This is a genomic window from Kitasatospora brasiliensis, assembly GCF_032654805.1.
Classification (GTDB): Bacteria; Actinomycetota; Actinomycetes; order Streptomycetales; family Streptomycetaceae; genus Kitasatospora; species Kitasatospora brasiliensis.
Window position 1 is genome coordinate 609,718 of sequence record NZ_JAUOOW010000002.1, and the last position, 24,203, is coordinate 633,920.

Annotated in this window: 25 protein-coding genes and 1 pseudogene; 12 read left to right on the plus strand and 14 right to left on the minus strand. The window is 73.9% G+C overall.

Annotated elements, in window-relative coordinates; all coding sequences use genetic code 11:
• Positions 1-43 precede the first annotated feature (43 nt).
• Genes QWJ13_RS10525 through QWJ13_RS10535 form a run of 3 tightly spaced genes read left to right on the plus strand, consistent with a single transcriptional unit; the run spans position 44 to position 2,965 of the window.
• Complete coding sequence (locus QWJ13_RS10525; protein ID WP_316522816.1) at positions 44-430, plus strand: hypothetical protein; 387 nt, start codon at positions 44-46, stop codon at positions 428-430.
• A 55-nt stretch (positions 431-485) separates the two neighbouring features.
• Positions 486-1,400, plus strand: a complete 915-nt coding sequence (locus QWJ13_RS10530) for an ABC transporter ATP-binding protein (protein ID WP_316522818.1) — start codon at positions 486-488, stop codon at positions 1,398-1,400.
• Positions 1,397-2,965, plus strand: coding sequence for an ABC transporter permease (locus QWJ13_RS10535; protein WP_316522819.1), 1,569 nt, complete (start codon positions 1,397-1,399; stop codon positions 2,963-2,965). The genes QWJ13_RS10530 and QWJ13_RS10535 overlap by 4 nt, the downstream gene beginning before the upstream one ends.
• A gap of 75 nt (positions 2,966-3,040) precedes the next feature.
• On the opposite strand, the gene QWJ13_RS10540 is transcribed toward QWJ13_RS10535, so the two are convergent.
• The 3 genes from QWJ13_RS10540 to QWJ13_RS10550 all read right to left on the minus strand — a co-directional run bounded on the left by QWJ13_RS10540 (position 3,041) and on the right by QWJ13_RS10550 (position 4,867).
• A complete protein-coding gene (locus QWJ13_RS10540; protein ID WP_316522821.1) occupies positions 3,041-3,613 on the minus strand; it encodes a TrmH family RNA methyltransferase in 573 nt (190 codons plus the stop codon).
• Positions 3,610-4,254, minus strand: a complete 645-nt coding sequence (locus QWJ13_RS10545; RefSeq protein WP_316522823.1) for a class I SAM-dependent methyltransferase — start codon at positions 4,252-4,254, stop codon at positions 3,610-3,612. Before QWJ13_RS10545 ends, QWJ13_RS10540 begins: the two co-directional genes overlap by 4 nt.
• Positions 4,255-4,369: 115 nt before the next feature.
• Positions 4,370-4,867 (minus strand): carboxymuconolactone decarboxylase family protein, encoded by a 498-nt coding sequence (locus QWJ13_RS10550; RefSeq protein ID WP_316522825.1) that lies wholly within the window; start codon positions 4,865-4,867, stop codon positions 4,370-4,372.
• Between the two features lie 169 nt (positions 4,868-5,036).
• On the opposite strand from QWJ13_RS10550, the gene QWJ13_RS10555 reads away from it, so the two are divergent.
• On the plus strand, positions 5,037-5,240 hold the full coding sequence (locus QWJ13_RS10555; RefSeq protein ID WP_316522827.1) for a hypothetical protein: 204 nt from the start codon (positions 5,037-5,039) through the stop codon (positions 5,238-5,240).
• 29 nt (positions 5,241-5,269) lie between these two features.
• Here the strand turns inward: QWJ13_RS10555 and QWJ13_RS10560 are convergent, their stop codons facing one another.
• Entirely contained in the window at positions 5,270-8,167 is a 2,898-nt protein-coding gene (locus QWJ13_RS10560) for a lysylphosphatidylglycerol synthase domain-containing protein (protein WP_316522829.1), read from the minus strand.
• Between the two features lie 102 nt (positions 8,168-8,269).
• On the opposite strand from QWJ13_RS10560, the gene QWJ13_RS10565 reads away from it, so the two are divergent.
• The 4 genes from QWJ13_RS10565 to QWJ13_RS10580 all read left to right on the plus strand — a co-directional run bounded on the left by QWJ13_RS10565 (position 8,270) and on the right by QWJ13_RS10580 (position 11,297).
• Entirely contained in the window at positions 8,270-8,536 is a 267-nt protein-coding gene (locus tag QWJ13_RS10565; protein WP_316522831.1) for a UBP-type zinc finger domain-containing protein, read from the plus strand.
• Positions 8,537-8,566: 30 nt separating this feature from the next.
• On the plus strand, positions 8,567-8,839 hold the full coding sequence (locus QWJ13_RS10570) for a hypothetical protein (protein WP_316522834.1): 273 nt from the start codon (positions 8,567-8,569) through the stop codon (positions 8,837-8,839).
• Positions 8,840-8,981: 142 nt separating this feature from the next.
• Positions 8,982-10,202, plus strand: coding sequence for a serine hydrolase domain-containing protein (locus QWJ13_RS10575; RefSeq protein ID WP_316522836.1), 1,221 nt, complete (start codon positions 8,982-8,984; stop codon positions 10,200-10,202).
• Positions 10,203-10,307: 105 nt separating this feature from the next.
• Positions 10,308-11,297, plus strand: coding sequence for a sigma-70 family RNA polymerase sigma factor (locus QWJ13_RS10580; RefSeq protein ID WP_316522839.1), 990 nt, complete (start codon positions 10,308-10,310; stop codon positions 11,295-11,297).
• Between the two features lie 105 nt (positions 11,298-11,402).
• Here QWJ13_RS10580 and QWJ13_RS10585 read toward each other — a convergent pair.
• A pseudogene (locus tag QWJ13_RS10585) lies at positions 11,403-11,534 on the minus strand (hypothetical protein); the annotation flags it as partial.
• Positions 11,535-11,649: 115 nt separating this feature from the next.
• Here QWJ13_RS10585 and QWJ13_RS10590 point away from each other — a divergent pair.
• A complete protein-coding gene (locus tag QWJ13_RS10590; RefSeq protein ID WP_316522841.1) occupies positions 11,650-12,141 on the plus strand; it encodes an NUDIX domain-containing protein in 492 nt (163 codons plus the stop codon).
• 60 nt (positions 12,142-12,201) lie between these two features.
• Here QWJ13_RS10590 and QWJ13_RS10595 read toward each other — a convergent pair whose 3' ends face one another.
• From QWJ13_RS10595 to QWJ13_RS10610, 4 genes are all read right to left on the minus strand, one after another.
• Positions 12,202-12,966: a Clp protease N-terminal domain-containing protein gene (locus tag QWJ13_RS10595; RefSeq protein WP_316522844.1), complete on the minus strand. Its 765-nt coding sequence runs from the start codon at positions 12,964-12,966 to the stop codon at positions 12,202-12,204.
• A gap of 76 nt (positions 12,967-13,042) precedes the next feature.
• Positions 13,043-13,786 (minus strand): tyrosine-protein phosphatase, encoded by a 744-nt coding sequence (locus tag QWJ13_RS10600; protein ID WP_316522846.1) that lies wholly within the window; start codon positions 13,784-13,786, stop codon positions 13,043-13,045.
• 113 nt (positions 13,787-13,899) lie between these two features.
• Positions 13,900-14,631, minus strand: coding sequence for a VC0807 family protein (locus tag QWJ13_RS10605; protein WP_316522848.1), 732 nt, complete (start codon positions 14,629-14,631; stop codon positions 13,900-13,902).
• A 157-nt stretch (positions 14,632-14,788) separates the two neighbouring features.
• Positions 14,789-15,481 carry a hypothetical protein gene (locus QWJ13_RS10610; protein ID WP_316522850.1) on the minus strand — a complete coding sequence of 231 codons (693 nt, stop codon included), beginning with the start codon at positions 15,479-15,481 and terminating at the stop codon, positions 14,789-14,791.
• A 264-nt stretch (positions 15,482-15,745) separates the two neighbouring features.
• Between QWJ13_RS10610 and QWJ13_RS10615 the strand changes: the two genes are divergently transcribed.
• The 3 genes from QWJ13_RS10615 to QWJ13_RS10625 all read left to right on the plus strand — a co-directional run bounded on the left by QWJ13_RS10615 (position 15,746) and on the right by QWJ13_RS10625 (position 19,754).
• Positions 15,746-16,558, plus strand: coding sequence for an RNA polymerase sigma factor (locus QWJ13_RS10615; protein WP_432277477.1), 813 nt, complete (start codon positions 15,746-15,748; stop codon positions 16,556-16,558).
• Entirely contained in the window at positions 16,555-17,706 is a 1,152-nt protein-coding gene (locus tag QWJ13_RS10620) for a hypothetical protein (protein ID WP_316522851.1), read from the plus strand. Before QWJ13_RS10615 ends, QWJ13_RS10620 begins: the two co-directional genes overlap by 4 nt.
• 449 nt (positions 17,707-18,155) lie before the next feature.
• Positions 18,156-19,754 carry a protein kinase domain-containing protein gene (locus QWJ13_RS10625; RefSeq protein ID WP_316522853.1) on the plus strand — a complete coding sequence of 533 codons (1,599 nt, stop codon included), beginning with the start codon at positions 18,156-18,158 and terminating at the stop codon, positions 19,752-19,754.
• Between the two features lie 24 nt (positions 19,755-19,778).
• Here the strand turns inward: QWJ13_RS10625 and argJ are convergent, their stop codons facing one another.
• The 5 genes from argJ to QWJ13_RS10650 all read right to left on the minus strand — a co-directional run bounded on the left by argJ (position 19,779) and on the right by QWJ13_RS10650 (position 24,107).
• Entirely contained in the window at positions 19,779-20,933 is a 1,155-nt protein-coding gene (gene argJ / locus QWJ13_RS10630; RefSeq protein WP_316522854.1) for a bifunctional glutamate N-acetyltransferase/amino-acid acetyltransferase ArgJ, read from the minus strand.
• Between the two features lie 128 nt (positions 20,934-21,061).
• Entirely contained in the window at positions 21,062-22,216 is a 1,155-nt protein-coding gene (locus QWJ13_RS10635; RefSeq protein ID WP_316522856.1) for a methyltransferase domain-containing protein, read from the minus strand.
• 3 nt (positions 22,217-22,219) lie between these two features.
• A complete protein-coding gene (locus QWJ13_RS10640) occupies positions 22,220-22,378 on the minus strand; it encodes a hypothetical protein (protein WP_316522857.1) in 159 nt (52 codons plus the stop codon).
• 137 nt (positions 22,379-22,515) lie between these two features.
• Positions 22,516-23,358 carry a helix-turn-helix domain-containing protein gene (locus tag QWJ13_RS10645; protein ID WP_316522859.1) on the minus strand — a complete coding sequence of 281 codons (843 nt, stop codon included), beginning with the start codon at positions 23,356-23,358 and terminating at the stop codon, positions 22,516-22,518.
• Positions 23,355-24,107: a DUF6879 family protein gene (locus QWJ13_RS10650; protein WP_316522861.1), complete on the minus strand. Its 753-nt coding sequence runs from the start codon at positions 24,105-24,107 to the stop codon at positions 23,355-23,357. The genes QWJ13_RS10645 and QWJ13_RS10650 overlap by 4 nt, the downstream gene beginning before the upstream one ends.
• Positions 24,108-24,203 lie beyond the last annotated feature (96 nt).

Sequence of the window (24,203 nt, forward strand, 5' to 3'; positions counted from 1 at the left end):
GTCCGAGCCGGCGCGCCGCCCCGCCCCACGCTGCCAGGAGGCCATGGTGAAGCGCCGCCCGAAGTCCGCACCCGCCCTGATCGCCCTCGTGGCGGCCGCCCTCGTCCCGCTCGCGGGCTGCGCCGACGCCAACGACGCCAAGCCCGAGGAGAAGACCTTCGCGTTCACCGGCACGAGCCTGGACGTCAGGTCGCACGGCGCCCCCGCCGACCTCGTCGCGACGGACCGCCAGGACGTCAAGGTCACCCGCTGGTTCGACACCAGCGGCAAGCTCGGCGACGCCAAGGAGTCCTGGACGCTCGACGGCGGGGTGCTGGAACTCAAGGCGGGGTGCAACGGCTTCGCCAACTGCGACACGAAGTACCGGATCGAGGTGCCGACGGGCGTCGCGGTGCTGCGCGACGGACGCCAGACGGACCTCAAGGGCTGAGCGGCGCGGCCCGCTTCGGGGAGACCGCGGCCCGCTTCCGGGGAGACGGAGAGACATGCTCGAACTGATCGACATCACCAAGGTCTACAAGGGCGGCAAACGGGCCGTCGACGGCATCACGATGCACCTCGGCCCGGGGATGCTCGGCCTGCTCGGGCCGAACGGCGCGGGCAAGTCCTCGCTGATGCGGATCGTGTCCACGGTCACCAAGCCCACCGGCGGCCGGGTCCGCTACCTGGGCGCCGACGCGGTGGCCTCGCCGGACGCCCTGCGCCGGGAACTCGGCTACCTGCCCCAGGACTTCGGGGTCTACCCGAACCTGACCTCGCGGGAGTTCCTGTCCTACCTGGCGGCCGCCAAGGGGATCGGCGCCCGCTCCGCCCGGGCCCGGATCGAGGAGCTGATCCAGCTGGTCAACCTGACCGAGGCGGTCAAGCGCCCGCTCGGCACCTACTCCGGCGGCATGCTCCGCCGGGTCGGCATCGCCCAGGCCCTGCTGGCCGACCCCAAGGTGATCGTGGTCGACGAGCCGACGGCCGGCCTGGACCCGGAGGAGCGGGTGCGCTTGCGCAACCTGCTGAGCGAACTCGCGGCGGACCGGGTCGTGATGCTCTCCACCCACATCGTCTCCGATGTCGAGTCGGTCGCCTCCGACATCGCCGTGGTCGCCCAGGGCCGGCTGCTGCGCCGGGGTGCCCCCGACGAACTGGTCCGGGAGATCGACGGGCAGGTCTGGGAGGTCATGGTCCACCCCGCCGAGGTGCCGGCCGTACAGGCCCGGCACGTGGTCAGCCGGATGGTGCGGACCGCGGACGGGGTGCGGCTGCGCCTGCTCGCCCCCGTCCCGCCGACCCCGGACGCCGTCCGGGTCCCGCCCGACCTGGAGGACGCCTACCTGGGCGTCATCCACCTCCCGGGAGAGCCGGCCCGGGTCTCGCCGCCGTCCGAGCAGCGGGCGGCGCGGCGGTGACCGGGCGGCTGGTGCTCGGCGACTTCCGCGACCGGCTGCGCCGACCGGTGTACGCGGTGACGCTGCTCGCCGCGGTCGGCCTCGGCTACCTGGCCGTGCCGAACGCCGGCGGCCACTGGACGATCATGGACGTGGCCGGCCACCGGGGCCTCTACAACAGCGCCTACGTCGGAGCGGTCACCGCGCTGGCCGGCGCGCTCTGGCTCACCTTCGGCGGCTTCTACGTGGTGCGCAGCGGCATCGCCCGGGACGCCACGACCGGCGTCGGGCAGATCCTGGCCGCCACCCCGCTGCGCACCTCCCGGTACCTGCTGGCCAAGTTCCTGAGCAACCTGCTGGTGCTGGCCTCGATGGTCGGGGTGCTGGCCGGCACCGCGCTGCTGATGCAGCTCGCCCGCGGCGAGGACCGCGCCGTCGACCCGGTCGCCCTGCTGGAGCCGTTCCTGCTGCTCTCGCTGCCGGTGGTGGCGGCCACCGCGGCGGCGGCGCTGCTGTTCGAGACGGTGCCGCTGCTGCGGGGCGGCTTCGGGAACGCGGTCTGGTTCGTCCTGGCGATGGTCGTCACCATCGGCGGGCAGTCGGCCTCCGCGCCGCTGGACGGCCTCGGCGTGCACCAGGTCGCGCAGTCGATGGGCGCGGCGCTGGAGGCCCAGCAGCAGGTGCCCGGTGACGCCGGGTTCAGCCTCGGGCTGACCAAGGTCGACAAGCCGCTGGGCACCTTCCTCTGGACGGGCTACGAGCCGTCCGCCGGCTTCCTGCTCGGGCGGCTGGCGCTGGTCCTGGCGGCGTTCGCGGTGGCGCTGCTGCCGGCCCTGTGGTTCGGCCGGTTCGACCCCGCGCGGGGGGCCGCGGAGGCCGCCCCGGCCCCGGCTTCGGACGCCGAGCTGCCGGAGCCCGTGGCAGCGCACCGGGCGACCGCGCCGGGCCCGTTGCCGCGGACCGAGCCACAGCGGGCCGGGGCGTTCGGACGGCTGCTGGCCGGCGAGGTCCGCATCCTGGTGCAGGGCGTCTCCCGCTGGTGGTGGCTGGTCGCCGCCGGGCTGACGGTGGCCGGGTTCGCGCTGCCGGTGAACGTCGTCACCGGGCTGCTGCTGCCCGTGCTGTGGCTGTGGCCGGTGCTGATCTGGTCCCGGCTGGGCAGCCAGCAGGTCGAGAACGGCCTGGAGGTGCTGCTCGGCGCCTACCCGTCGGCCCGGCGCCGACAGCTCGCCGAATGGACGTCCGGGGTGGCGCTCACCGCGGTGCTGGGCGCCGCCCCGCTGATCCGCATGCTGGCGGCGGGCGACGCCGCGGGGGCGGCCTGCTGGCTCGGCGGCGCGCTGTTCGTCCCCTCGCTGGCCATGGCGCTCGGCGTGGTGAGCCGCGGCCACCGGCTCTTCCAGGCGCTCTACCTGCCGCTGTGGTGGCTGCTCGTGAACAACGTGGCCGCCGTCGACTTCATGGGCGCCGTACGGGTCGGCGGCAGCCCGGCCGGTCCCGGCCCGCTGCCGTTCGGGGCGCTGTCCGCGGTGCTGCTCGCGGTGGTGTTCCTGGTCGGCGCCGCCCGCCGGAACGTCAAGGGGTGAACGCGAGGAGCCCGGGCCGTCGGCGGACGTCCCGGGCTCCTTTCGCACGTCGGAGGTGTTGCTCGTCCGTGGGCGTCAGTCGTCGTCGCCGAGGTCGGCGCCGAGCTCACCGTCCGGGGTGCCGCTGATCGCGTACCCCTGCCGGCGCGCCTCGTAGCAGGCCACCGTCGCGGCCGCCGAGACGTTCAGCGAGCCGACCCGGCCCAGCTGCGGCACGAACACCACCTGGTCGCACAGCGCCAGCGCCTCGGGGGTGATCCCGCGGTCCTCGTGCCCGAGCATGAAGGCCACCGCCGGGGTCAGCTCGGCGGCGAACATCGGCACCGCCTCGTCCGCCAGCTCCAGGCCGACGACCTTGAAGCCGTCCGCCTTGGCCGCCGCCACCGCCTCGGCGATGGTCGGGAAGTGCTCCACCTTCAGGTACTTGTCGGTGCCCATCGCGGCCTTCTGGGCACCGGAGGAGCGCACCGACGGGGTGTCCCCGACCAGGTACAGCTTCTCCGCGCCCATCGCCGCGCCGGTGCGGACCACCGAGCCGACGTTGAACGGCGACTGGAGGTTCTCCAGGATCATCGCGAGCCGGAACTCGTTGCTGCGCCGCCACGAGCGGTGCAGACGCTTCAGTTCGGTCCCGCGCAGCTGCTTCACGTCGTCGTACCTCGTCCACTCTCGGAGCCCTCGCCCACCTCGGGGCGGGGCCGCGCTTCCAGAATCCGCACCCCGTTGACCGACGTGACCCGGGTGGTCGGGTAGCCCTGCTCGTTCAGCCACTTCTGGAGCGAGTCCGAACCCAGGTGCTTCTGCACCACCAGGAACGCCGAGCCGTCCGGGGTCAGCCGGTCCAGCCAGTGCGTGAGCAGGCGGCGCAGCGCGGCCTTGCCGATCCGGATCGGCGGGTTGGAGTAGATGGTGGCGAAGCGGACGTCCTCGGGGACGTCGTCGGGCAGGGCCGCCTGGACGTTGCCGAGCCCCAGCGACTCGGCGTTCAGCCGCACCAGCTCCAGGGCGCGCTCGTTGACGTCCACCGCCCAGACCGGCAGGCGCTTGCGGCGGCTCGCCCAGGTCAGCGCGATCGGGCCGTAGCCGCAGCCGATGTCCAGGATCGGGCCGCGCACCCGCGGCTGCGGGGCGTGCTCCAGCAGGATCCGGGTGCACGGGTCGAGCCGGCTGCGGGAGAACACCCCGGCGTCGGTGGTCAGTTCCAGGGTGAGGTCCGGCAGGGAGACCGTGATCGGCCGGCGGTCGCTGGCAACCTCGGGTGCACCGGTGAAGTAGTGCGAGCCGGACATGATTTCCCCGTCGTTCGTCTGGGCCTCGGGGCCACCGGGTGGGTGTGGGTCAGCCCTCGTACGGCACCGATCGTACCCCCGGCGGCCCGCGGGCCCATCCGGCCGACGGGTGCGCTCAGGCGGTGCCGGGGGTCTTGCGGGTGGCCACGTTGATCCGGTTCCAGGCGTTGATGGTGAAGCAGACCGAGATCAGCTGCGCCAGCTCGGCCTCCGCGAAGTGCGCGGCCGCCCGGGCGTAGACCGGGTCCGAGACGCCGCCGCCGATCCGGGCGATCTCCTCCGCGAGCGCCAGGGCGGCCCGCTCGCGCTCGCTGTACACCCCGGCCGGGGCCTCCGGCCAGACCGGCAGCAGGTGCATCCGCTCGTCGGTCTCGCCGGCCTTGCGGGCGTCCTTGGCGTGCATGTCCAGGCAGTACGCGCAGCCGTTCAGCTGGGAGGTGCGCATCTGGACCAGCTCGACCAGGGCCGGGTCCAGGCCCTCGCGGGCGGCGGCGTCCAGGGCGATCATCGCGCGGAACACCTTGGGGGCGGTGCGGGCGTAGTCGAGGCGGGCAGTGGTCCCGGTGCTCCCGCTCGCCGTGCTCTCGTTCGCCGTGCTCTCGTTCGTCGTCATGGCTACGACCCTAGGGACGGAATGCACCCCGCTCCTGGGTCATTCGGGAGGCGGTTTCGTGGGTCAATCCCGATCGACCGCCCGCGTCGCGGCCGGGCGCGGGGCGGCGGATACTGCCAGTACCGCCAGCCGGGCCCGCGCGGGCCTTCGAACAGGTGGGGAGGATGCCATGCCGCAGGAACAGCACGAGGAATACCTGATCGAGGAGACCGCCGAGACCGTCGAGCCCGACGAGAAGGCGCCCGAGGCCGACCCGTACGACGAGGTGGCCGAACGCCGGGCCCTCGGCGCCGACCCGGCCACCAACATCGCGGACGTGGTGGAGCAGACCCGGCCGGTCCGGCACGACGAGGAGGAGCACCGGGAGGAGTAGCGAGCGGGGCCGCTGCGACGGCGCTCGGACTACAGCGCCCGGCGGCGTTGCAGCCAGGCCATGGCCGCCCAGCCCGGCAGCACCGGCAGGATCAGCGTCAGCAGGCGGTACAGCGTCACCGCGGCCACCACCCCGCCCTGCTCCATCGACGTGGTCTGCTGGAGCAGCGCCATCAGCATCCCGTCCACCGCGCCGGCCCCGCCCGGGGTCGGCGCCGCGCTGCCCACCGCGTTGCCCACCAGGAACACCACCGCGACCGAGGCGAACGTCGGCTCCCGGCCGATCGCCCGGACACAGCAGTACAGACAGGTGATCAGGCAGAGCGACACCAGCAGCTGCCCGGTCACCCCCACCGCCAGCCGGGTCGGGCTGCGCAGCAGGTCCAGCAGCCGCGGCAGCACCTCGGCCGTCAGCGGCCGCAGCCGCGTCGCCAGCCACCGCCGGGCCACCGGGATCGCCGCCACCACCGCCAGCAGCGCCGCCGCCCCCGCCAGCCCGCCGACCACCGCGGGCAGCGCGTCCAGCTCGGAGCCGCCCGGCTCGAAACCCAGCAGGTAGACGAAGGCCCCGAGTTGCAGCAGGTGCAGCACCAGGCCGATCAGGTTCCCCACCCCGACGCTGGACAACGCCTGCGCGGTGGGGATCCCGGCCCGCTGCAACAGCCGGGTGTTCAACGCGATCCCGCCGACCCCACCCGGCGACACCAGCTTCACGAACGACCCGGCCACCTGTGCCAGCACCGCGTTGCGGAAGTCCAGCCGCTCCGGCACGAAGCCGACGAAGCCCATCGCCGCCGCCACATGGCTCACCGCCGCGGCGACCAGCGCGCCCACCAGCCACCACGGATCGGCGTCCATCAGGGTCGCGATCGGGTTGTCCTCCGCCGCGAACAGCTGCGGAATCAGCAGCCACCCGGCCACCACCCCGCCCACCACGATCAGCAGGGTCCGCGGCCGCAACCGCTCCAACCGCACCGGCTGCCCCACCACCTCCGGCCGCCCCCGCAACACCTCCGCCCGGATCTCCTCCAGCAACCCCCCGGGCACCGGGCCGTCGTCGGTCGCGCTTTCGGAGGCGGCCCCGGCCTCGGCCGCGCGGTCACTTGTGGTCCCGCCTCCGGCCGGGCCGTCGGCCCCGGCCCCGGCCGTGGCCGCGCCGCCAACCGCGTCTCCGGCCGGGCCCCTGCGGTCTGCCGCGGTGCCGACCGGGTCTCCGGAGGCGACCGCGCTCCCGGTCTCGCCTCCCGCCGTGCCGACGACTCCGTGCGCCGGTTCGACCGCCCCTGCCCCCGCGGCCGTGTCGGCGGGGGAGCCGGGCCGGGGCCGGGGGATGGCGTGGTGGGCGGGTTCGGCCGCCGCCCCCGTGGCGCTCTGCTTGGCGTGCTGCTTGAGGGCGCGGCGGGTGGTGTGGGTGAGGGCGATGGGTTGGAGGAGGGGGAGGGCGGCGCCGATGGGGTCGGGGCCGAGGACGGCGGTGGCGGTGCGGACGGAGCGGGCGGCGCCGGCGCGCAGGGCGAGGGTGGTGAGGAGTTGGGCGAGGTCGCAGCGGAGGACGAGTTCGGTGGCGGCGATGTCGCCGTCGGCGAAGTCGACCAGGTGGACCGCGCCCGAGTCGTCGATCAGCAGGGAGGAGGGGACGAGGGCGCGGTGGGCGATCTCGCGGCGCTGGAGCAGGGCGAGCTGGCGCCAAGCGTCGGTGAGGAGTTCATCGGTGATCTCCTCGTCGGCGAGCTCGTCCAGGGTGCGTCCGGCCAGTCGCTCGTACGCGATGAGGGCGGTGTCCTGGCCGATGCCGGCGGTGGCGGCGATGCGGCGGGTGCGGACGCCGACCGCGAGGGCCGCGTAGGTGACCAGGGCCTCGTGTTCCAGCCCGGTGCGCGGGGAGCGCAGGACGCGCGGGTCGGGGGCGGTGTGCAGGCGCAGTCGGCGCCAGGCGCGCTGGACGGCGGCGGCGGTGACGGCCGGCCGGTCGAGGAGTCGGACGTCGAGGTCGGGCAGGTCCTCGGCCTGCCGGACCCGGTAGCGGTCGGGGCCGGCCGGCTGGGCCTCGACGGGGCGCAGGCCGCTGTCGCGCAGGGCGCGCAGGATCTCGCCGGGCCGGGGGCAGGGGTCGGGGGTGCCGACGGCGTACAGGGTGCCGTGGGCGCCCGTCCAGCCGATCAGCACGCCGAGCAGCAGCGCGGTGGGGGTGGCGTACCCGCCGGTGATGCCGGCGGCGCCGGAGAGGGCGAGGACGGCCCAGGGCAGTCGGCGTTCGCGGCTGCCGGAGGCGGTCATGAAGGCGAGGACCGGCGCGAGGTAGCCGTAGACGGGCTCGGTGTGCCCGAGCACGTTGCCGGGCAGCGGCTGGGTGAGCGCGGAGAGCAGGGAGACCGGGGCGAGGTTGTCGGCCCACAGGTCCAGGCCGAGGGTGGTGCCGTAGGCGATGACGGCGGCGAGCAGCCCGTCGGAGACCTGTTGGAGGGCGCGCCGCCGGTCGGGGCCGAGCAGGCGGCGCAGGGCGAGGCCGACCGGCAGCAGCAGGACGGCGGCGGTGGTGAGCCCGCCGGCCAGGCTCGCCAGCGGGCGCGGCACCATCGCGGCGGCCTCGGCGACGTCGGCGGCGATGCCGCCGGTGGTGGCGCGGGCGTAGTCGGCGAGCAGCAGGGTGAGGGCGATGGCGAACAGGCCGCCGAGCAGCCGGATCAGGGCGACGGGCTGCCGGACCCGGTCGCCGACGGGCAGTGGGCGGGCCCTGAACCGGTCGGGGCCCGCCGCCTGTTCGGGTATCCGGACGTGCGCGCCCGCTCCCGCGCCGCCCGCTCCCGCGCCGCCCGCTCCCGCGCCGCCCGCTCCCGCGCCGCCCGCCTCCGCGCCGCGTTCCCGCGCGGGCGCACCGCCGGGGTCGCCGCCGGTACCGCCGTTCGTACTCCCCGTCACGATCGCCACGGGTGGCATGCTCCCATGCCTCCCGTGGGCGGGGAGCGGGGATGCCGGAGCGACCGTCGCTTGAGCAGGCGCCGCGCGCCGGGGCGGCATAGCCTTTCAGTCATGAGCGCCTGCGAAGACCTCGCTCTGGCCCCCGAGGAGATCGCGCCACGACCGCCCGCCGACGGCTGCGCCGACTGCCTGGCGCAGGGCCGCCGGGACTGGGTGCACCTGCGGATCTGCCTGGACTGCGGCCACATCGGCTGCTGTGACTTCTCGCCGCAGCGGCACGCCACGGCGCACTTCCACAACACCTCCCACCCGGTGATCCGCTCGTACGAGCCGGGGGAGGACTGGCGTTGGTGCTTCGTCCACGAGGTCATGGGTTGAGGAGCGGGCCGGGACGGAAGGAGGCCGATGATGACCAAGGGGACGACGGGCGGCACCGCCAAGCTCCGCCGGGGCACCCAGGAGCTGCTGGAACGCCGGGGCATGGCGAACCCGCCGACCCGGCTGGCGCCGAAGCCGAGCGTCGCCGCGATGGCCTCCGGCACCGCCGGGTACGGCGCCGGTGAGACGTTCCGGCACGGGGGGCGGGACGTGCCGGGCACGACGCTGCACGGGGCTCCGGCGACGCACGCCGAACTGAAGGGGCACCGCCACCGCGGCGCGGAGAAGCACTCCGCCCACTGAGCCCGCACCGGCGAACCCCCGAGCCGCCCCTGACCGCGTGTCAGGGGCGGCTCGGGGGCTGTCCCGGATGCCGGGGCGCGGCGCCGTCCCGAAGACTCTCTCCCGTCAGAGCCGCCGTGAGCCGTCCTTGGAGAGAGCCCGAATGAACGCTTCTGCCCGTACCGGCCGTTGGTCCGCCCTGGTGGCGGCCGGCGCGCTGCTCGCCGCCGCCACGGTCGGCGTCGCGACCCCGGCCCTGGCCGCGGGCCCGTCCTCGGCCGCTGTCGCGGCAGCCCGGCCCGCCCCGCTGGACCGGGCGGCGCTCGCCGCGGCCCTCCACGCGCTGCCCGCCGACGTCACCGGCGCGCTGGTCCGGGTCGACGGCCCGGGTGCCCGGTGGCGCGGCACCTCGGGGGAGGACGTGCCGGCGGACGCCCGGTTCCGGATCGGCAGCGTCACCAAGGTGTTCACCGCGACGGTGATGCTCCAGCTCGCCGCCGAGGGCAAGGTCGACCTGGACGGCACCGTCCAGCACTACCTGCCGGGCCTGCTCCCGGACGGCTACCCGACCGTCACCGTACGGCAGTTGCTCAACCACACCAGCGGCCTGCCCGGCGGCGGCGGGATGACCTCGGGGGACGGCAGCACGGCCTGGTTCGCCGCGCACAAGGCGGACTGGTTCAGCCCGCGGCAGGTGGTGAAGGACATGCTCACCCAGCCGATGAACTTCGCCCCCGGCACCGCCCAGCAGTACAACGGCAACGGCTACTTCGTCGCGGCGCTGGTGATCGAGAAGGTCACCGGCGACGACTACGCGGACCAGGTGCGGCGGCGCATCACCGGCCCGCTCGGCCTGCGCGCCACCTACGTCCCGGCCGCCGACGACCTCACCGTCCACGGCCCGCACGCCACCGGCTACGTGGACGTCCGCAACCCCGACGGCAGCACCTCCCGGGTGGACGTCACCGAGCAGAGCCCGTACCCGTGGGCCGAGGGCGGCATGATCTCCTCCGCCGCCGACCTGGAGCGCTTCTTCGACGCGCTCTACCGGGGCCGGCTGCTGCCGCCCGCCCAGCAGGCCGAGGTGTTCGCCGTCCCGGACCTTCCGAACGACCACAACAGGAACTGCGAGATCGGCCCGACCGCCGGGCGCGCCTGCTACAGCACCGCCGGACTGCTGCGCACCGTGCTGCCGAACGGCACCGAGGTCTGGGGCAAGAACGGCTCCCGGCCCGGCTACACCACCGGCGTCTTCGCCACCCGGGACTTCTCCCGCAGCGTGGTCGTCGGGCTCAACCCGACCGGCATCACCGGCGAGGAGTTCCCCACCCTGTGGAAGCTGGTGACCACCGGCTTCGGCTCCGGCCAGGCGTACGGCGCGTAGCGCGCCACCTGATTGTCAGTGCCGTGCGCTACGTTCGTCGCGTTCGGCAGGGGACGGCAGGCGCGGCAGGCACGGCAGGACGACGAGGACGGGGGCGGGGGCGGCATGGCCGAGGTGATCACGGAGGAGCCGGTCGAGCTCCAACTGGAGCGGTACCGCACCGAGTTGACGGGCTACTGCTACCGCATGCTCGGCTCGGTCTTCGAGGCCGAGGACGCGGTGCAGGAGACGATGGTCCGCGCCTGGCGCGGGCACCGGGGCTTCGAGGGGCGGGCCGCGCTGCGCTCCTGGCTGTACCGCATAGCCACCAACGTCTGCCTGGACGCGCTGAACGGCCGCAACAACCGGGCCCGCCCGATGGACCTGGCCGGCCCGGTCACGGTCTCCACCGCCCACGGCGAGCAGCTGCCCGAGGTGACGTGGATCGGTCCGGCGCCGGACGGCCGGGTGCTGCCCGAGACGGGCGATCCGGCCGAGGTGGCCGCCCAGCGCGAGTCGGTGAAGCTGGCGTTCGTCGCCGTGCTCCAGCGCCTCGCGCCCCGGCAGCGGGCGGTGCTGATCCTGCGCGAGGTGCTCGGCTGGAAGGCCGCCGAGGTGGCCGAACTGCTCGGCGTCACGGTGGCCTCGGTCAACAGCGCCCTCCAGCGGGCCCGGGCGGTGCTCGCCGGTGACGCCTCGGCGGCCAGGCCGGCCCCCGCGTTGGACGCGGACCACCGGGCGCTGCTGGACCGCTACGTCCGCGCCTTCGAGGCGTACGACATGGACGCGCTCGCCGCGCTGCTGCACGAGGACGTCACGCTCAACATGCCGCCGTTCTCGATGTGGCTGCGCGGGCGGGGCGAGATCCGTGACTGGATGCTGGGCCCGGGGCTCGCCTGCCGCGGGTCCCGGCTGCTCCCGGTGACGGCCAACGGCGGCCCGGCCTTCGGCCAGTACCGGCCGAGCCCGGCGGGCGGGCACGAGCCGTGGTCACTGGTCGTGCCGGAGGTGTCGGAGGGCCGGATCACCGGGTTCACCCACTTCCTGGACACCGACGTGCTCTTCCCGCTCTTCGGCCTCCCGCCCCGGCTGGAGGCGGAGCCCGCCGCCGAGTAGCTCGGCGAGGTCCGGGTCCGGTTCCAGCGGAACGGCGGCGCCCGGCAGCAGCGCCGAGAGGCCGCTGAACGCCAGCAGTTCGCGCAGCGGGCCGTCGGCGTTCAGCAGCACCACGGTGACGCCGTGCCGGGCGGCGGCCAGCCGCAGTCGGGCCAGGGCGTCGACGACGGCCAGGTCGGGGGCGCTCAACGCGCCCAGGTCGCACGTGAGGACGGCTTCGCGCGGCGTGGTCTCCATGCCGGATAGGACCGCCGGGGCGGCCCGGACTCATCGGTCGGCCACGGGAACGCGGGGAACGGGCCGGGTGGCAGAGTGGGGGCGACCGCACCGACCCTGCCCCAGGAGGAGCACCGTGACGGCTGAGCCCTTGAAGTCCCGCGAGGAGTGGCTGGCCTCCCTGCCCCGGATCTACGCGGCTGCGGGCTGTCTGCTGCGGGACGCGTCCGGCCGGATCCTGATCGTGAAGGCCGGGTACCGCGAGCACTGGCAGTTCCCGGGCGGCACGATCGACCTCGGGGAGGGCCCGGTCGAGTGCGCCGAGCGGGAGTTGACGGAGGAGACCGGCCTCGTCCAGCGGGCCGGCGAGCTGCTGGCCATCTCCTGGACCCACGCCTCGGCCGAACTCGACCACCCCGCCCAGCACTTCCTGTTCGACTTCGGCAGCGTCCCGGACGGCACCCCCGTGACCGTCCCGGCCGGTGAACTGGACACCCACCGCTGGGCCCCGGTCGAGGAGGCCCTGGGGCTGCTCGGCCCGGCCCGTTCGGCCCGGCTGCGGGCGGCCCTGGAGGCGGCGGCCGACGGCCGGGTCCGGATCGTCACCACCAGCGTCTCCGGGTTCTGAAGCGCGTCGAAGTACCCTGCCCCGGGCGGGAGTTCCATCCGGAGCAGGGCGCCGGAGGTCTCACTGCCGCGGCTCGGACTCCCCTTCGTTCCGGGCGGCGATGATGGCGGCGATCGCCTCCGAGACGTAGGCCTCCGTCTCGGACTTGTCCACCGCGAGCCCGGCCAGCACGCCCTGGCCGTTCTCCAACTCCAGCAGCGCGAGCAGGATGTGCTCGGTGCCGACGTAGTTGTGCCCGAGCTTGAGCGCCTCCCGGAAGGTCAGCTCCAGCGCCTTCTTGCCCTGGGCGTCGTACGGGATCAGCGCGGGCACCGTCTGCTCGACGGCGGTCGGCAGCGCGGCGGTGGCCGCCGTCCGGACGGCCTCTGGGGTGAGGCCCTGGGCGTCGAGCGCCTTGACCGCGATGCCCTCGGGCTCGGCGAGCAGGCCGAGCAGCAGGTGCACCGGGGTGATCTCGGCGTTGTTCGCCTTCCGGGCCTCCTCCTGGGAGGCCACCACGACCTTGCGGGCCCGGGGGGTGAACCGGCTGAAGCCCTGGCTGGGGTCGAGGTCGTTGGGGGCGCCCGGGTCCTTGGGGACGAAGCGCTTCTGGGCGGCCTGCTTGCTCACGCCCATGCTGCGGCCGATGTCGGTCCAGGAGGCGCCGGAGCGGCGGGCCTGGTCGACGAAGTGGCCGATGAGGTGGTCGGCGAGGTCGCCGAGGTGGTCGGCGGCGATGACCGCGTCGGAGAGCTGGTCCAACGCGTCGGGGTGGACCTTCTTGATCGCGGCGATCAGGTCGTCGAGGCGCAGCGGGGTGGTGCTGGGAACAACGGGATTCTCCATGCGTCAACCGTAGGTTGTCGACCCGAGGGTCGTCAACCATCGGTTGACGATGGTCATGGAAGCTTGCGGGGGCGGGTCATCCGGCGGGCAGCAGCCGCTCCCGGACGGCGGCGATCCGCTCGGGCGTCACCCCCGCCGCGAGCAGGTAGCCGACCGGGTCGAGCCCGTCCAGGACGGCCGCCAGGGCGGCTTCGGCGGTGGTCCCGGCCTCGGCGAGTACCGCGTCGATCCGGTGGTACGGGTCCGGCAGGCCGAGCATCCCGTACAGCGGGCGGATGTTGGGCAGGCTCAGCAGGTAGTCCTCGGCGATCGCGGCCCGGTCGACCCCGGCCAGGGCGAGCAGCAGCAGGGCGGCCAGGCCGGTGCGGTCACGGCCGGCGCCGCAGTGCACGACCACGCCGCCGAGGCGGGCGTCGGCGATCGCGCGGACGAGCGCGGCGGCGGCGTGCGGGCAGTGGTCCAGGTAGGGGCGGAAGGCGAGCGGCGTGCCGTCCAGCCGTCCGTGGGCCTGCCACCAGGCGGGGCCGGCCAGTTCGTCCAGCGGGACGCGGACCAGCTCGACGCCCTCGGGGAGCGGGAGGAGCGGCCGGTACTCCTCGGCGTTGCGCAGGTCGACCACGGTGCGCACGCCATGGTCGAGGAGGGCGTCCCAGCCCTCGGCGGTGAGGCGGTCCAGGTTGTCCGCCCGGACCATCGCGCCGCGGGCGGTGAGCCGGCCGGAGGCGGTGGGCAGCGCACCCAGGTCGCGGACGTTCAGGCAGCCGTCCCAGACGAGGGTGCGGTCCTCGATCGTGCTCGGCGCGTACGTCGTCCGGTTCATGGGCTCCCCGTTTCCTGGTCGGGGGTCCCGTTACCCCCTCGTTATCAACGACTCTCGAAGGGGCGGGATGGTTCCTTGCCGTTCGATTCCAGGGAACCGGTCGTTCAGGGTGTTCAGCCCTGAGTGGAGGGGGCCTCGGCCTCGGCGCGGACCAGCTTCTCCATCGGCTCCACCGCGATCTGGCCGAGCATCGAGCCGGCCGCGATCGCGCCGACCAGGAACACGGTGGACAGCCAGGCCATGGTCGACACCGGCAGGGTGAAGGCGCCGGCCACCCGGGCCGCGCACTCGGTCAGCAGCGCGGTGCCCCAGATGCCCGAGAACAGGCGCTCGTGGCGGCGGAAGGCCCACGACCCGGCCGCCCGGCCCTCGACCAGCCGCTGCCAGGCGGCAGCGCGCTCTGCCTTGCCCTTGGTGAGGAAGGGCATCAGCATCGGGGTCATCACCGGCCGGCCGATCAGCGCGGAGGCCAGGACGGCCAGCGCCACGGTGCCGCTCAGGGCGCCGTCCTTGGCGATCATCAGCCGGGCGTCGCCGGTGACGAAGGTCAGCGCCAGGCCCGCCAGGTTGACGGCCAGCATCAGGGCGGCCCACAGGTTGAGCCGGCGCTCGCCCAGCAGGCCGAGGACGGTCCGGGCGGCCGGGACGGCGCTGCTCCAGGCCAGCGCGGCGAACTCGCTCAGGCCGCAGGCCGAGTGCAGCAGGTAGTAGCCGGCCAGCGGGGCGGCCACGTCCAGGGCGAGCGGGCGGAGCCCGGAGACCAGCGGGTTCGACTCCTCGGCCTTGGTGGCGACCGGGGCGGCGGCGATGCTGGGGACGGCGACGGCGCTGACGGTCTGGCTCACGGTGGGTTCCTCCCCGGCTGGTGGCCGCGGGCCGCTGCCCGCGTCGTGCCGCCAGTCTTTCCGCCCGCGCCTCCCTCAGAGCAGTGTCGTCCGTTGCCTCATCCGCGTGACAGTTGTCATGGTGCGGGCCGTGACACCGCCCCTGAGCTGCGGATTCCTAGCCCTCGGCGGGGAAGGTCCACAGCTCGCGGCCCAGCGTGTCCAGGCAGCGGACGGCGGTGAACCGCTCGTCCCCGGCCGACAGGAAGCCCTGGGCGACCCCGGCCAGCACCGTCCGGGCGACGCCGTCGCCGCGGGTCCAGGCGCCCGTCAGCACCAGCGCCTTGTCGGCCAGCTCGGCGCGCTGCACCCGGGCCACCGCGGCGGTCAGCAGCGCGGCGTTGACCGCCTCCAGCTCGGCGGGGGAGAGGTAGGTCTCGCCGGTGGAAGCGCGGTCGGCCTCGGCCCGGCGCCGCAGCTCCGGCAGGCCGTAGTGGCGGACGGCGGCCACGGCGTCCTCCAGCGGCAGCTGCCAGCGCGGTCCGGGCAGCACCTCCCACCAGACGTCCTCGCCGACCGGCAGCACCTCGCCGATCCGGGCCCGCCAGAGCTCGAAGCCGTACCGGGTGCGCGGGTCGGGCCGGTGACCGGGGAGGGCCGCGAGGGTCCAGTCGGTGCGGCGGACGGCGCTCAGGTCGAAGGTGAACGGCACCCGGTCGGCGGCGGGCCGCTCGACCAGGCCGAGCAGCAGCCAGTGGGTGCCGTCCGGCAGGCTGAAGGTCCGGCGCCACCCGGTGAGGCCCAGGCCGCGCAGCGCGGGCGCGAGGTACTCGCGCAGGCCCTTCGCGTGGAGCTCGTGGGCAGTGGTCATCGCGGTCTTCCCTGCTGGTGGTGGAGGCCCCCGGCGCTGCGGGCCGGTCGGTCGGGCGAGGAGTGCGCGCACGGGTCGTACGTGCGCGGCCGGGGTGCGGAGGCGGGTCGGACGCGTCGGCGGTCCGGACTGCTTCGCCTACCGACAACGTAGGCCGGACGGGCCCCGTCGGGCCGTGGGCGAACGACAGCAGTCCTCAGGTCCTTGGTCCCGCCGGGGCCGGTCGTTCGGCCGGCGCCGGTCCGTTCGCTCGAATGGCGCATCATGTGGCGGGTGCAGAGTGCAGAGCGCCCCGGAGCGGGCACCGACGGGCCCGTCGGCCGGTCCGGACCAGTACCACCCGCCGGCCCGCCGCCCGACCCGGAACCGGCCCCCGCCGCTCCCGACCTGACCGAGGCGGTCCAGGCCGCGCAGAGCGGGGACGAGGAGGCGTTCCGGCTGCTGTTCCGGACCGTCCAGCCGGGCCTGCTGCGCTACCTGCGGGTGCTGGTCGGCGGCCGGCCGGAGGACGCGCAGGACGCCGAGGACATCGCCTCCGAGACCTGGCTCCAGATCGCCCGTGACCTGCGCGGCTTCTCCGGCGACGGGGACGGCTTCCGCGGCTGGGCCGCCACCATCGCCCGCCACCGGGCCCTGGACCACCTGCGCGCCCGGCGCCGCCGTCCGGTCGGGGAGCTGCCCTTCGAGCAGCTGGTCGAGCTGGCGGCCGGGGACGACACCGCGCGGGCCGCGCTGACCACGGTCGGCACCGCCGACGCGCTGGCGTTGATCTCCCGGCTGCCGCGCGACCAGGCCGAGGCGGTGCTGCTGCGGGTGGTCATGGAGCTGGACGCGGAGAGCGCCGCCCGGGTGCTCGGCAAGCGGGCCGGCAGCGTCCGGATGGCCGCCCACCGGGGGCTGCGGCGGCTGGCGAAGCTGGTCGAGCCGCTCGCGTCCGGCGGCGGCATCCCCGCCGCCCGGGCCGCGGGGCAGGCCGCCGATCAGGCCGCTGGGCAGGCCGCCGGGACACCCTCGAAAAAAACTTCTCCGCAGGGTGTGACAGAACGCCGGGCCGCGACGCTGAAGGACATGAGATGAGCACCAACCGATCCCGTCGGATCGACCGTGATGCCGCCGAGCAGCTGCTCGGTGGTGCCGTGGGCGGCCCGTCGGCCGGGCAGGACGCCTCGCTCACCGGACCGGACGGCGGTCCCGGGCAGCTCGCCCGGGTGCTCGCCGCGGCCGCCGCTCCCGCGACGGCCGACGAACTGGCCGGGGAGGAGGCCGCCCTGACCGCGTTCCGGGAGGCGCGTCTCACGTCCGACCCGATAGCGACCCCCGTCCGGAGACGATCGATGGCAACCGCCGCGCTGGCCAGGGCCTTCAGCACGAAGGCCTCCGCCGTCGTGCTCGGCGCCACCGCGCTGTGCGGGGTCGCGGTCGCCGCCGGCACCGGCAACCTGCCGTCCGCGCTGGGCGGCGGCCCGGCTGCCCCGGGCCCCTCCTTCGACGGCCAGGACGCGGCGGCCGGCTCCGTGGTGGGCGAGCCCTCCGACGGCCGGTCCCCCGGCGTGGCCCCGTTCGGCAGCGCGGCGCCCGGTTCCGCCCACCCGTCCGGCAGCCCCTCCGCCGGAGCGCACGCGGGCGTCCCGTCCGACCCCGCGGTGTCCGGCACCCCCTCCGCCGAGGGGCCCAGCGGCCGTTCGGTCCTCCCGTCCGCCATGGTCGGCCTCTGCACCGGTTTCGCCGACCGTACGGCCAAGGGCGAGCGTCCGAGCCGGCTGGCCGGCGATCCGCTGTACGGCCCGCTGGTCACGGCGGCCGGCGGCGCGGACCGGGTGGGGGACTACTGCGCGGCCGCGGTCGGCGGGGAGGACGGCGACCACCAGGGCGCCGGCGGATCGGCACGCGAGCCCGGCCGCGGCGCCGGCTCCTCCACTCCCGGCTCGGGCTCGGGAGCCGGGCGCGGTGGCGGCAGCGGCAATGCCAACGGCGGCAACAGCGGCCAGAACGGCGGCAACAACGGCAATGCCAACGGCAACGCCAACGGCAACGGCAACGGCAACGGCAACGGCAACGGCAATGCCAACGGGAACGGCAACGGCAACGGCCAGGACGGCAGTGGCAGCGGCGGCGGCAGCAGACCGGGCAGACCCGGTGGAGCGACCGTCCCGCCCCTGACCGGCAGCGCCACCGCCCCGGACGGCCGCCCGGATCGGACCGATCGGACCGAGAACCGGCAGTAGCCGGAAGGCCCCCAGAACTCCGGGTGGGCGGCGAGCGACTCCCCCCGGGCTCGCTGCCCACCCGGATCGAACCACCAGCAACACCAGCAACACCAGCAGTACCCCGCCGGCCCGGCAGGACCGGCGGAAGCAGTACCACCCGAAGACTCCGGGTGGCCGGTCGGCTCCCTGTGCCCTCCGTCCGCCCGGCCGGCTCCGGCCGGACCGCCAGGCGCACCCCCGGACGCGTCGACGGCCCGACCGGCCCCGGAAACGTGCGGCCCGCCCTCCCGCAGTCAGGGCGGGCCGCACCCCCGAGCCGGCGGCCGGGGGATCGCTGCCCGGTCCCCCGACCGCCACCTTCCGCCCCCGGCGGGGCCGTTCGGCGGTGCGGCTATCGTGCACGGGTGCACGAGGCGGCCCGGGACCCCGGGCAGGGCGCGTGTCAGGGCACGTGAGGGGAGCTCCAGGTGATCGGACGGGCGCTGAACGGGCGTTACGAACTCGTCGGCATGCTCGGCGTCGGCGGCATGGCGACCGTCTGGCGCGGGGTGGACCGGGTGCTGGGCCGTCAGGTGGCCGTCAAGGTGCTCAACGGCGGCCTCGCCGACGACCCCCGCTTCGCCGAGCGCTTCAGCCGCGAGGCCCAGCACGCGGCCATGCTGGTGGACCCGAGGATCGTCATGGTCTTCGACTCGGGCGTGGACCAGGGCACCCCGTTCATCGTGATGGAGCTGGTCAACGGCCGTTCGCTGGCCGCCCTGCTGGCCGAGCAGCGGGCCCTGCCGGTGGAGCGGGCGGTCGGCATCGCGTCGGCGGTCTGCGAGGCGCTGGCGGTCGCGCACGCGGCCGGGCTGGTGCACCGGGACATCAAGCCCGGGAACATCATGATCACCGGCGACGGCGGGGTGAAGGTCGTCGACTTCGGCATCGCCCGGGCCGGCTCCTCCAACAACCTGACCCAGACCGCGAGCGTGCTCGGTACGGCCGCCTACCTCTCGCCCGAGCAGGCCACGGCCTCGGCGCTGGACGGGCGGACCGACCTGTACGCGGTCGGCTGCGTGCTGACCGAGATGCTCACCGGCGCGACGCCGTTCACCGCCGAGACCCCGGTGGCCATCGCGTTCAAGCACGTCAGCGAACGGCCGCTGCCGCCGTCCGCCCGGCGTCCGGGCCTGCCGCCGGCGCTGGACGCGGCGGTGCTGCGGCTGCTGGCCAAGAACCCGGCCGACCGCCCGGCCGACGCCGCCGCCGCGCGGGCCGAACTCCTCGGCACCGTGCCCGGGTTGATGGTCGGCGACCCGACGGCCGAGCTGCTCGCGACCACTGCCGCCACCCAACTGCTGCCGCCGGTACCGCAGTTCCCGTCACCGAGCCAGCAGCCATACCCGTCGCCGCACCCGTCGCCGAACCAGCAGCACACCACCGTGCTGCCGCCGCAACCCCCGGCCGCCACCTCGGTGATGGCGCCGATCCGCGTCCCGGCCGCTCCCGTACCCGCGCCCGCCCCCGGCCGTGGCGGCCGCCGCAAGCCGCTGGTGTTCGGGGCACTGGGCGTGGCGGGCCTGGCCGGCGTCGCCGCGCTGGCCCTGACGGCCTTCGACGAGCCGGCCGCCGGCCCGTCCGCCGCCAAGCCGGCCGCGGCCACCGCCCCGGCCGCCGGCACCTCCGCCGCCCCCACCACGCCGACGCCGACCGCCACCTCCGCCGCGACCGCGACCACGCCCCCCGCCGCCCCGTCGACGGCTCCGGCCTCGCCCCCGCCCGTCCCGCGCAACCAGCCGGCGGCCCTGCAACTCCAGTCCTTCCGGCAGGCGGTGGCCCAGGCGCACATCACCAAGGAGCAGAACCGGCAGGCGGACCTGCTGAAGGTCCTCGACGCGAGCGCCGCCCGCCTGAACGAGGGCGACCCGGACGCGGCCGCCCAGGAGCTCAAGAGCGCCCAGAAGGTGGTCAAGGACCTGGGCAAGAAGCACGCCATCGACGCCCCGACCTACGCCAACTGGAACGCCCGCCTCGCGGCCCTGTTCACCACCCTGCACACCACCGCCGACCTCCAGGACGACTGACGGGGCGCATCCGGTCTGCCGAACTCAGCTGGTGTAGTCGGCGTTGATCTTCACGTACCCCTCGGTGAGGTCGCAGCCGTACACGGTGAACGCGCCCTCGGCGATGCCGAGGTCCACCCGGATGACGACCTCGTCGCCGGTCAGGTAGCGGGAGGCCTGCTCCAGCAGGGCGTCGCTCGGCTCCTCCGGGTGCATCAGGAGGTCGCCGAAGGAGATCCGCACCCGCGGCGGCTCGATGTCGGTCTCGTCCTCCAGCTTGCCGACGGCCATCGCGATCCGGCCCCAGTTGGGGTCGGCCCCGTGCACGGCCGTCTTCACCAGCGGCGAGTTGACCACGCTCTTGCCGACCCGCTTGGCCTGGGCGTCGTCGCGGGCCCCGGTGACCTGGACCTCGATGAGCTTGTCGGCGCCCTCACCGTCCGAGGCGATGTCGCGCACCAGGTGCAGCGCGACGGTGTGCAGCGCCCGCTCGAACTCGGCGAGGTCGACCGGCCCGGCCAGGCCATTGGCGAAGATCGCGGCGGTGTCGCTGGTGGAGGTGTCGGTGTCGATGCTCAGGGCGTTGAACGTCCGGTCCATCACGCGCCGGAACAGGGCGTCGAGTTCGGCGGCCGGGATGTCCGCGTCGGTGAAGAAGAACGTCAGCAGGGTGGCCATGTTCGGCTCGATCATGCCGACACCCTTGGCGATGCCGGTGAGGACGGCGTCGCCGACCGGCACGCTGAGGTGCTTCGGCCGGGTGTCGGTCGTCATGATCGCCGCGGCCGCCGCCGGGCAGTCCGCCTCCGGGAACGGCCAGGACAGCTCGTCCAGCCCGGCCCGGATGCTCTCCATCGGGTAGGGGCGGCCGATCACCCCGGTCGATCCGATGACCAGCTCCTCGGGGTCGATGCCGACGATCTCGGCGACCCGGCGACGGACCTCGGCGGCGTTGTCCGCGCCCGCCGTGCCGGTGGCCACGTTGGCGTTCCGGGAGAGCACGACCATGCCGCGGCTCCGCTGCCGGGGCGCGGCCGCACGGCTGAGGACGACGCTCGGCCCGGCGAAGCGCGAACGGGTGAACACGGCGGCGGAGCGGGCGGGCACCTCGGAGACGACGACGGCGAAGTCGTCCTCGACGTCCTTGAGCCCCATGTTCCTGGTCACGCCGCGAAATCCCCTGGGGGCCGTGATCGCCATGGTGGTTCACATTCCTTCTCGGTGAATGAACATTCTGATCACCGTACAGTCAAGCATTCTGTGCGGCAATGACCTCACGCGGTTTCGGCCATCGATGCGCCATGCCTACTGCATAAGTATGCAATCCCTCATGTCGCCGGGCTATCCAGCCAGACTGTCTCGCCCTCGGGCGTCACGGTCAGCCCGAAACGCTCGAAGCCGGGATGCCCCTGGTCGCGCCACCAGTAGTGAGCGGCCGCCACCTCGTCCCAGAGGCTGCGGGGGCCGGACTGCACCACCTCGTAGGACGTCCGGCCGGGCTCCCAGTCGACGGTGGACCAGGACGTGACGGCCGTGTCGTGCAGCCACAGCGTGTACGAGCCGTCGGCGTACCGCTCGACCAGCGGGAACGCGTCGGGCACCCGCGCGCCGACGGCGAACATGGCCAGCCACCCGCCGACGTCCTCCGGAGACAGCGTCGTCGTCGACCTCACCCCGTCCGCCGGCCACGGCCCCGACAGATACGCCAAACTGTTCGGCCGCTCGGCCCGCTGCCGCCGCAACCGCATGAACGCCGACGACCCGACGAACCGCCCACTGGCCGTACCGTCCTCCCCGACCGTGAGCCGAACCACCGCCTCCCCGCCGTACTCCGGCGCCCACGGCACGACGATCACCGCACCCGGCCGGGCCTGCGCCACCCACTCGTACGGCACCCGGCGCACCGAACAGGTGGCGATGACGCGATCGAACGGCGCACCGTCCGGGCAGCCCTTTGCCCCATCTCCGACCACGATCCTCGGCGCGCACTTCGCCTGCGCCAACCGGTACTTGGCGGCGGCAGCACTCTCTTGGTCCACCTCCACCGTGACGACATTCCCGTCCCCGACTTGGTGGGACAACAGGGCGGCATTCCACCCCGTCCCCGTCCCGATCTCCAACACCCGATGCCCGTCCTGCGGGTTCAGTGCCGCGAGCATCGAAAACACCATCGTCGGCATCGAGTTGGACGAGGTCGGCGTGGTGCCCCTGCCATTCCCGGTGTGCTCCCCGTCATCCCACTGCGTCGTGAGCGGGATGTCCGAGTAGACGGCCTCCCACCACCTCGCCGGATCAGCCAACCGGTGCGCGGATTCCTCTTGCCGCACCCCATCGGCCCGCCCCGGCCAGATCAGGTCCGGAACGAACCAGTCTCTCGGCACCGCCTGGTAGGCCTCCACCCACTCCGAGGTGAGCGCCCCACTCGCGCTGAGCGCGGAGGCCAGCCGCACCCGTCCGGCCTCCGCTTGTTGCCGCTCACTCATCCCTCAGCGCCCCGTCGCCGGGCCGCTGCCGTCCGAGGTGTTCCCACCCTCGTCACTGCCGCCACCGCCGTGCTTGTTGCCGCTGTTGGAGTCGTCCTGCTGGCCGCCACCCTTGCCGTCACCCTCGCCGCCACCGTGCTTGCCGCCGTCGAACATGGGCATGTGCGTTCCCCTTTGCGTTCGGTCAACTCCCGTGCTGCTCACGGGTGCTGGTGAGAACGCTAGGGAAGTTCGCATCGGCTCTGGGCGCGCGATTCTCGACTATTCGAGCCGCCGTGCTCGACGTTCTCCGGAATTCCTCACACATCCCCGAGCGCCCGGCGACACCGCGCGATGACCCGGTGGGCATCGGCGCCGTAGACAGCCGACTCAGCAAGGGTGTCCCACACCCGCCGGTACAGCGCGATGTTGTCCGGCTGGTCGAGCCACAGCTCGGCGTGCCAGTCCTCCACGATGACGAGCCGCTCGTCATGAATCCAGAACCCGTTGGCAGGCGGCAATTTGAGCAAAGCCTCGAACGGCACAATGCCGAGGGAAACGGTGTCCAGCCCGATCACACCGCTGAGCCGGTCAAGCTGCGCGGCCATAACGGCTGGAGGGCAGATCAGGGCGCGCAGAGCAGATTCCCCCATGACAATGTGGTACTTCTTGCCCGGCCGGTACAGGCTCTCCTGTCGCTGGATGCGGGCTCGAACGGCATCCTCTATGTCGCGCGGTGACTGATGGAGGTCGACATATGCGCTGAAGATGTGCCGAGCGTAGTCGGGCGTCTGAAGTATGCCGACGACCATGGCATCCTCCCACCCGCGCATCACCCTTGTGCGGTCGTGCTCGGCAGTCAGCGTGTCCTGTACTGGCTTGTGCCCGGCGGCCAACTGCCGCCGCCAGGAACGAGTTCCTGACTCGAAGGCGCGCAGCCTGGCGGACAGTTCGGCTGCTGCTTGGGGCGTTCCGACGCCTTCGGCCCAGGCCTTGAGGTCGTCGTGGGTAGCTGTCTGTCGACCGGTCTCCAGCTTGCTGACCTTGGATTGCGTCCAGTTCAGCCGGTCGGCCAGTTGCCGACCTGTGAAACCGCCCTCGGTGCGCAGCTCGCGGAGCCGCATACCGAGGGCGATTCTGGCTTGCTGGAAGTCGGTGCTCACATGTCGGACGGTACCCCAGCGGCGAACTTGGTGTGCGGGACGGCAAAGTGCCAGGCGGCGTCCCGCTCCTGGCAGACGCGGGCCACCTTCACCGGGTCGGTGATCACCTCGATCTCGGTGACGTTGTCCTCGGCGTCGAAGTGCAGCAGGGCGATGACGCGCGAGTCGAACAGCCAGGCGTCCTCCGCCGGGAGGCCCAGCTTCTCGGCGTCGGCACGCCAGAGGTAGCGGATGTCCTCGCCGACCATGCCGTTCCGCTCGGCGTTCTGGAGTAGGTACCGCTGCCCGAGCGTAGGCGGGTTGTCCATGATCCGCACCCGCTCGAACCGCTTGCCCAGGGCCGTCTGTTCGCGGCGCGTGCGGCACCACGGGTGTTCCAAGTCCCATTCGGGGTCCAGCCCGGCCGCGAACCGGCGGTACTCCTCGGACTCTTCGTCGGAGCGGTACTGGCGGCGGGTCTCAAGGCGGTAAGCCGTGTGCTGGCAGCTCACGAACATGTCCTCGAACTCGTCCCAGCTGATCAGCACCCGCTCTCGCTCCACGTCGCGCGGCGCGAAGTCGGCGAGCAGCACGCGTGGCACGGTCACGAACCCCTCGCCGGGCTTAATGTTGCGGAACTGGGCGATCTCGTCCGGATCGGTCACGAGGTCACCTTGCACGATCACCTCGTTGGTCTCCACGCTCTCGTAGAGCGTCGGGCATCCGTTGAGCCCTGAGTTGCTCCCGGTGAACCGCAGTCGTCGGTTCATAGCCGCTCCCTTCGAAGTCGGTCAGGTTGACTCAGGATGCCCGGAGAACCACGCGGAGTGAGCGCTGATTCTCGAATATTCTCCTGCGGGGGCCAA

Bases quoted from the DNA above. Each gene is read 5' to 3' on its own strand.
- QWJ13_RS10525 (WP_316522816.1), top strand. From the start codon at position 44: ATGGTGAAGCGCCGCCCGAAGTCCGCACCCGCCCTGATCGCCCTCGTG.
- QWJ13_RS10530 (WP_316522818.1), top strand. From the start codon at position 486: ATGCTCGAACTGATCGACATCACCAAGGTCTACAAGGGCGGCAAACGG.
- QWJ13_RS10545 (WP_316522823.1), bottom strand. From the start codon at position 4,254: ATGTCCGGCTCGCACTACTTCACCGGTGCACCCGAGGTTGCCAGCGAC.
- QWJ13_RS10550 (WP_316522825.1), bottom strand. From the start codon at position 4,867: ATGACGACGAACGAGAGCACGGCGAACGAGAGCACGGCGAGCGGGAGC.
- QWJ13_RS10555 (WP_316522827.1), top strand. From the start codon at position 5,037: ATGCCGCAGGAACAGCACGAGGAATACCTGATCGAGGAGACCGCCGAG.
- QWJ13_RS10565 (WP_316522831.1), top strand. From the start codon at position 8,270: ATGAGCGCCTGCGAAGACCTCGCTCTGGCCCCCGAGGAGATCGCGCCA.
- QWJ13_RS10570 (WP_316522834.1), top strand. From the start codon at position 8,567: ATGACCAAGGGGACGACGGGCGGCACCGCCAAGCTCCGCCGGGGCACC.
- QWJ13_RS10575 (WP_316522836.1), top strand. From the start codon at position 8,982: ATGAACGCTTCTGCCCGTACCGGCCGTTGGTCCGCCCTGGTGGCGGCC.
- QWJ13_RS10580 (WP_316522839.1), top strand. From the start codon at position 10,308: ATGGCCGAGGTGATCACGGAGGAGCCGGTCGAGCTCCAACTGGAGCGG.
- QWJ13_RS10595 (WP_316522844.1), bottom strand. From the start codon at position 12,966: ATGGAGAATCCCGTTGTTCCCAGCACCACCCCGCTGCGCCTCGACGAC.
- QWJ13_RS10600 (WP_316522846.1), bottom strand. From the start codon at position 13,786: ATGAACCGGACGACGTACGCGCCGAGCACGATCGAGGACCGCACCCTC.
- QWJ13_RS10610 (WP_316522850.1), bottom strand. From the start codon at position 15,481: ATGACCACTGCCCACGAGCTCCACGCGAAGGGCCTGCGCGAGTACCTC.
- QWJ13_RS10615 (WP_432277477.1), top strand. From the start codon at position 15,746: ATGTGGCGGGTGCAGAGTGCAGAGCGCCCCGGAGCGGGCACCGACGGG.
- QWJ13_RS10620 (WP_316522851.1), top strand. From the start codon at position 16,555: ATGAGCACCAACCGATCCCGTCGGATCGACCGTGATGCCGCCGAGCAG.
- argJ (WP_316522854.1), bottom strand. From the start codon at position 20,933: ATGGCGATCACGGCCCCCAGGGGATTTCGCGGCGTGACCAGGAACATG.
- QWJ13_RS10635 (WP_316522856.1), bottom strand. From the start codon at position 22,216: ATGAGTGAGCGGCAACAAGCGGAGGCCGGACGGGTGCGGCTGGCCTCC.
- QWJ13_RS10640 (WP_316522857.1), bottom strand. From the start codon at position 22,378: ATGCCCATGTTCGACGGCGGCAAGCACGGTGGCGGCGAGGGTGACGGC.
- QWJ13_RS10650 (WP_316522861.1), bottom strand. From the start codon at position 24,107: ATGAACCGACGACTGCGGTTCACCGGGAGCAACTCAGGGCTCAACGGA.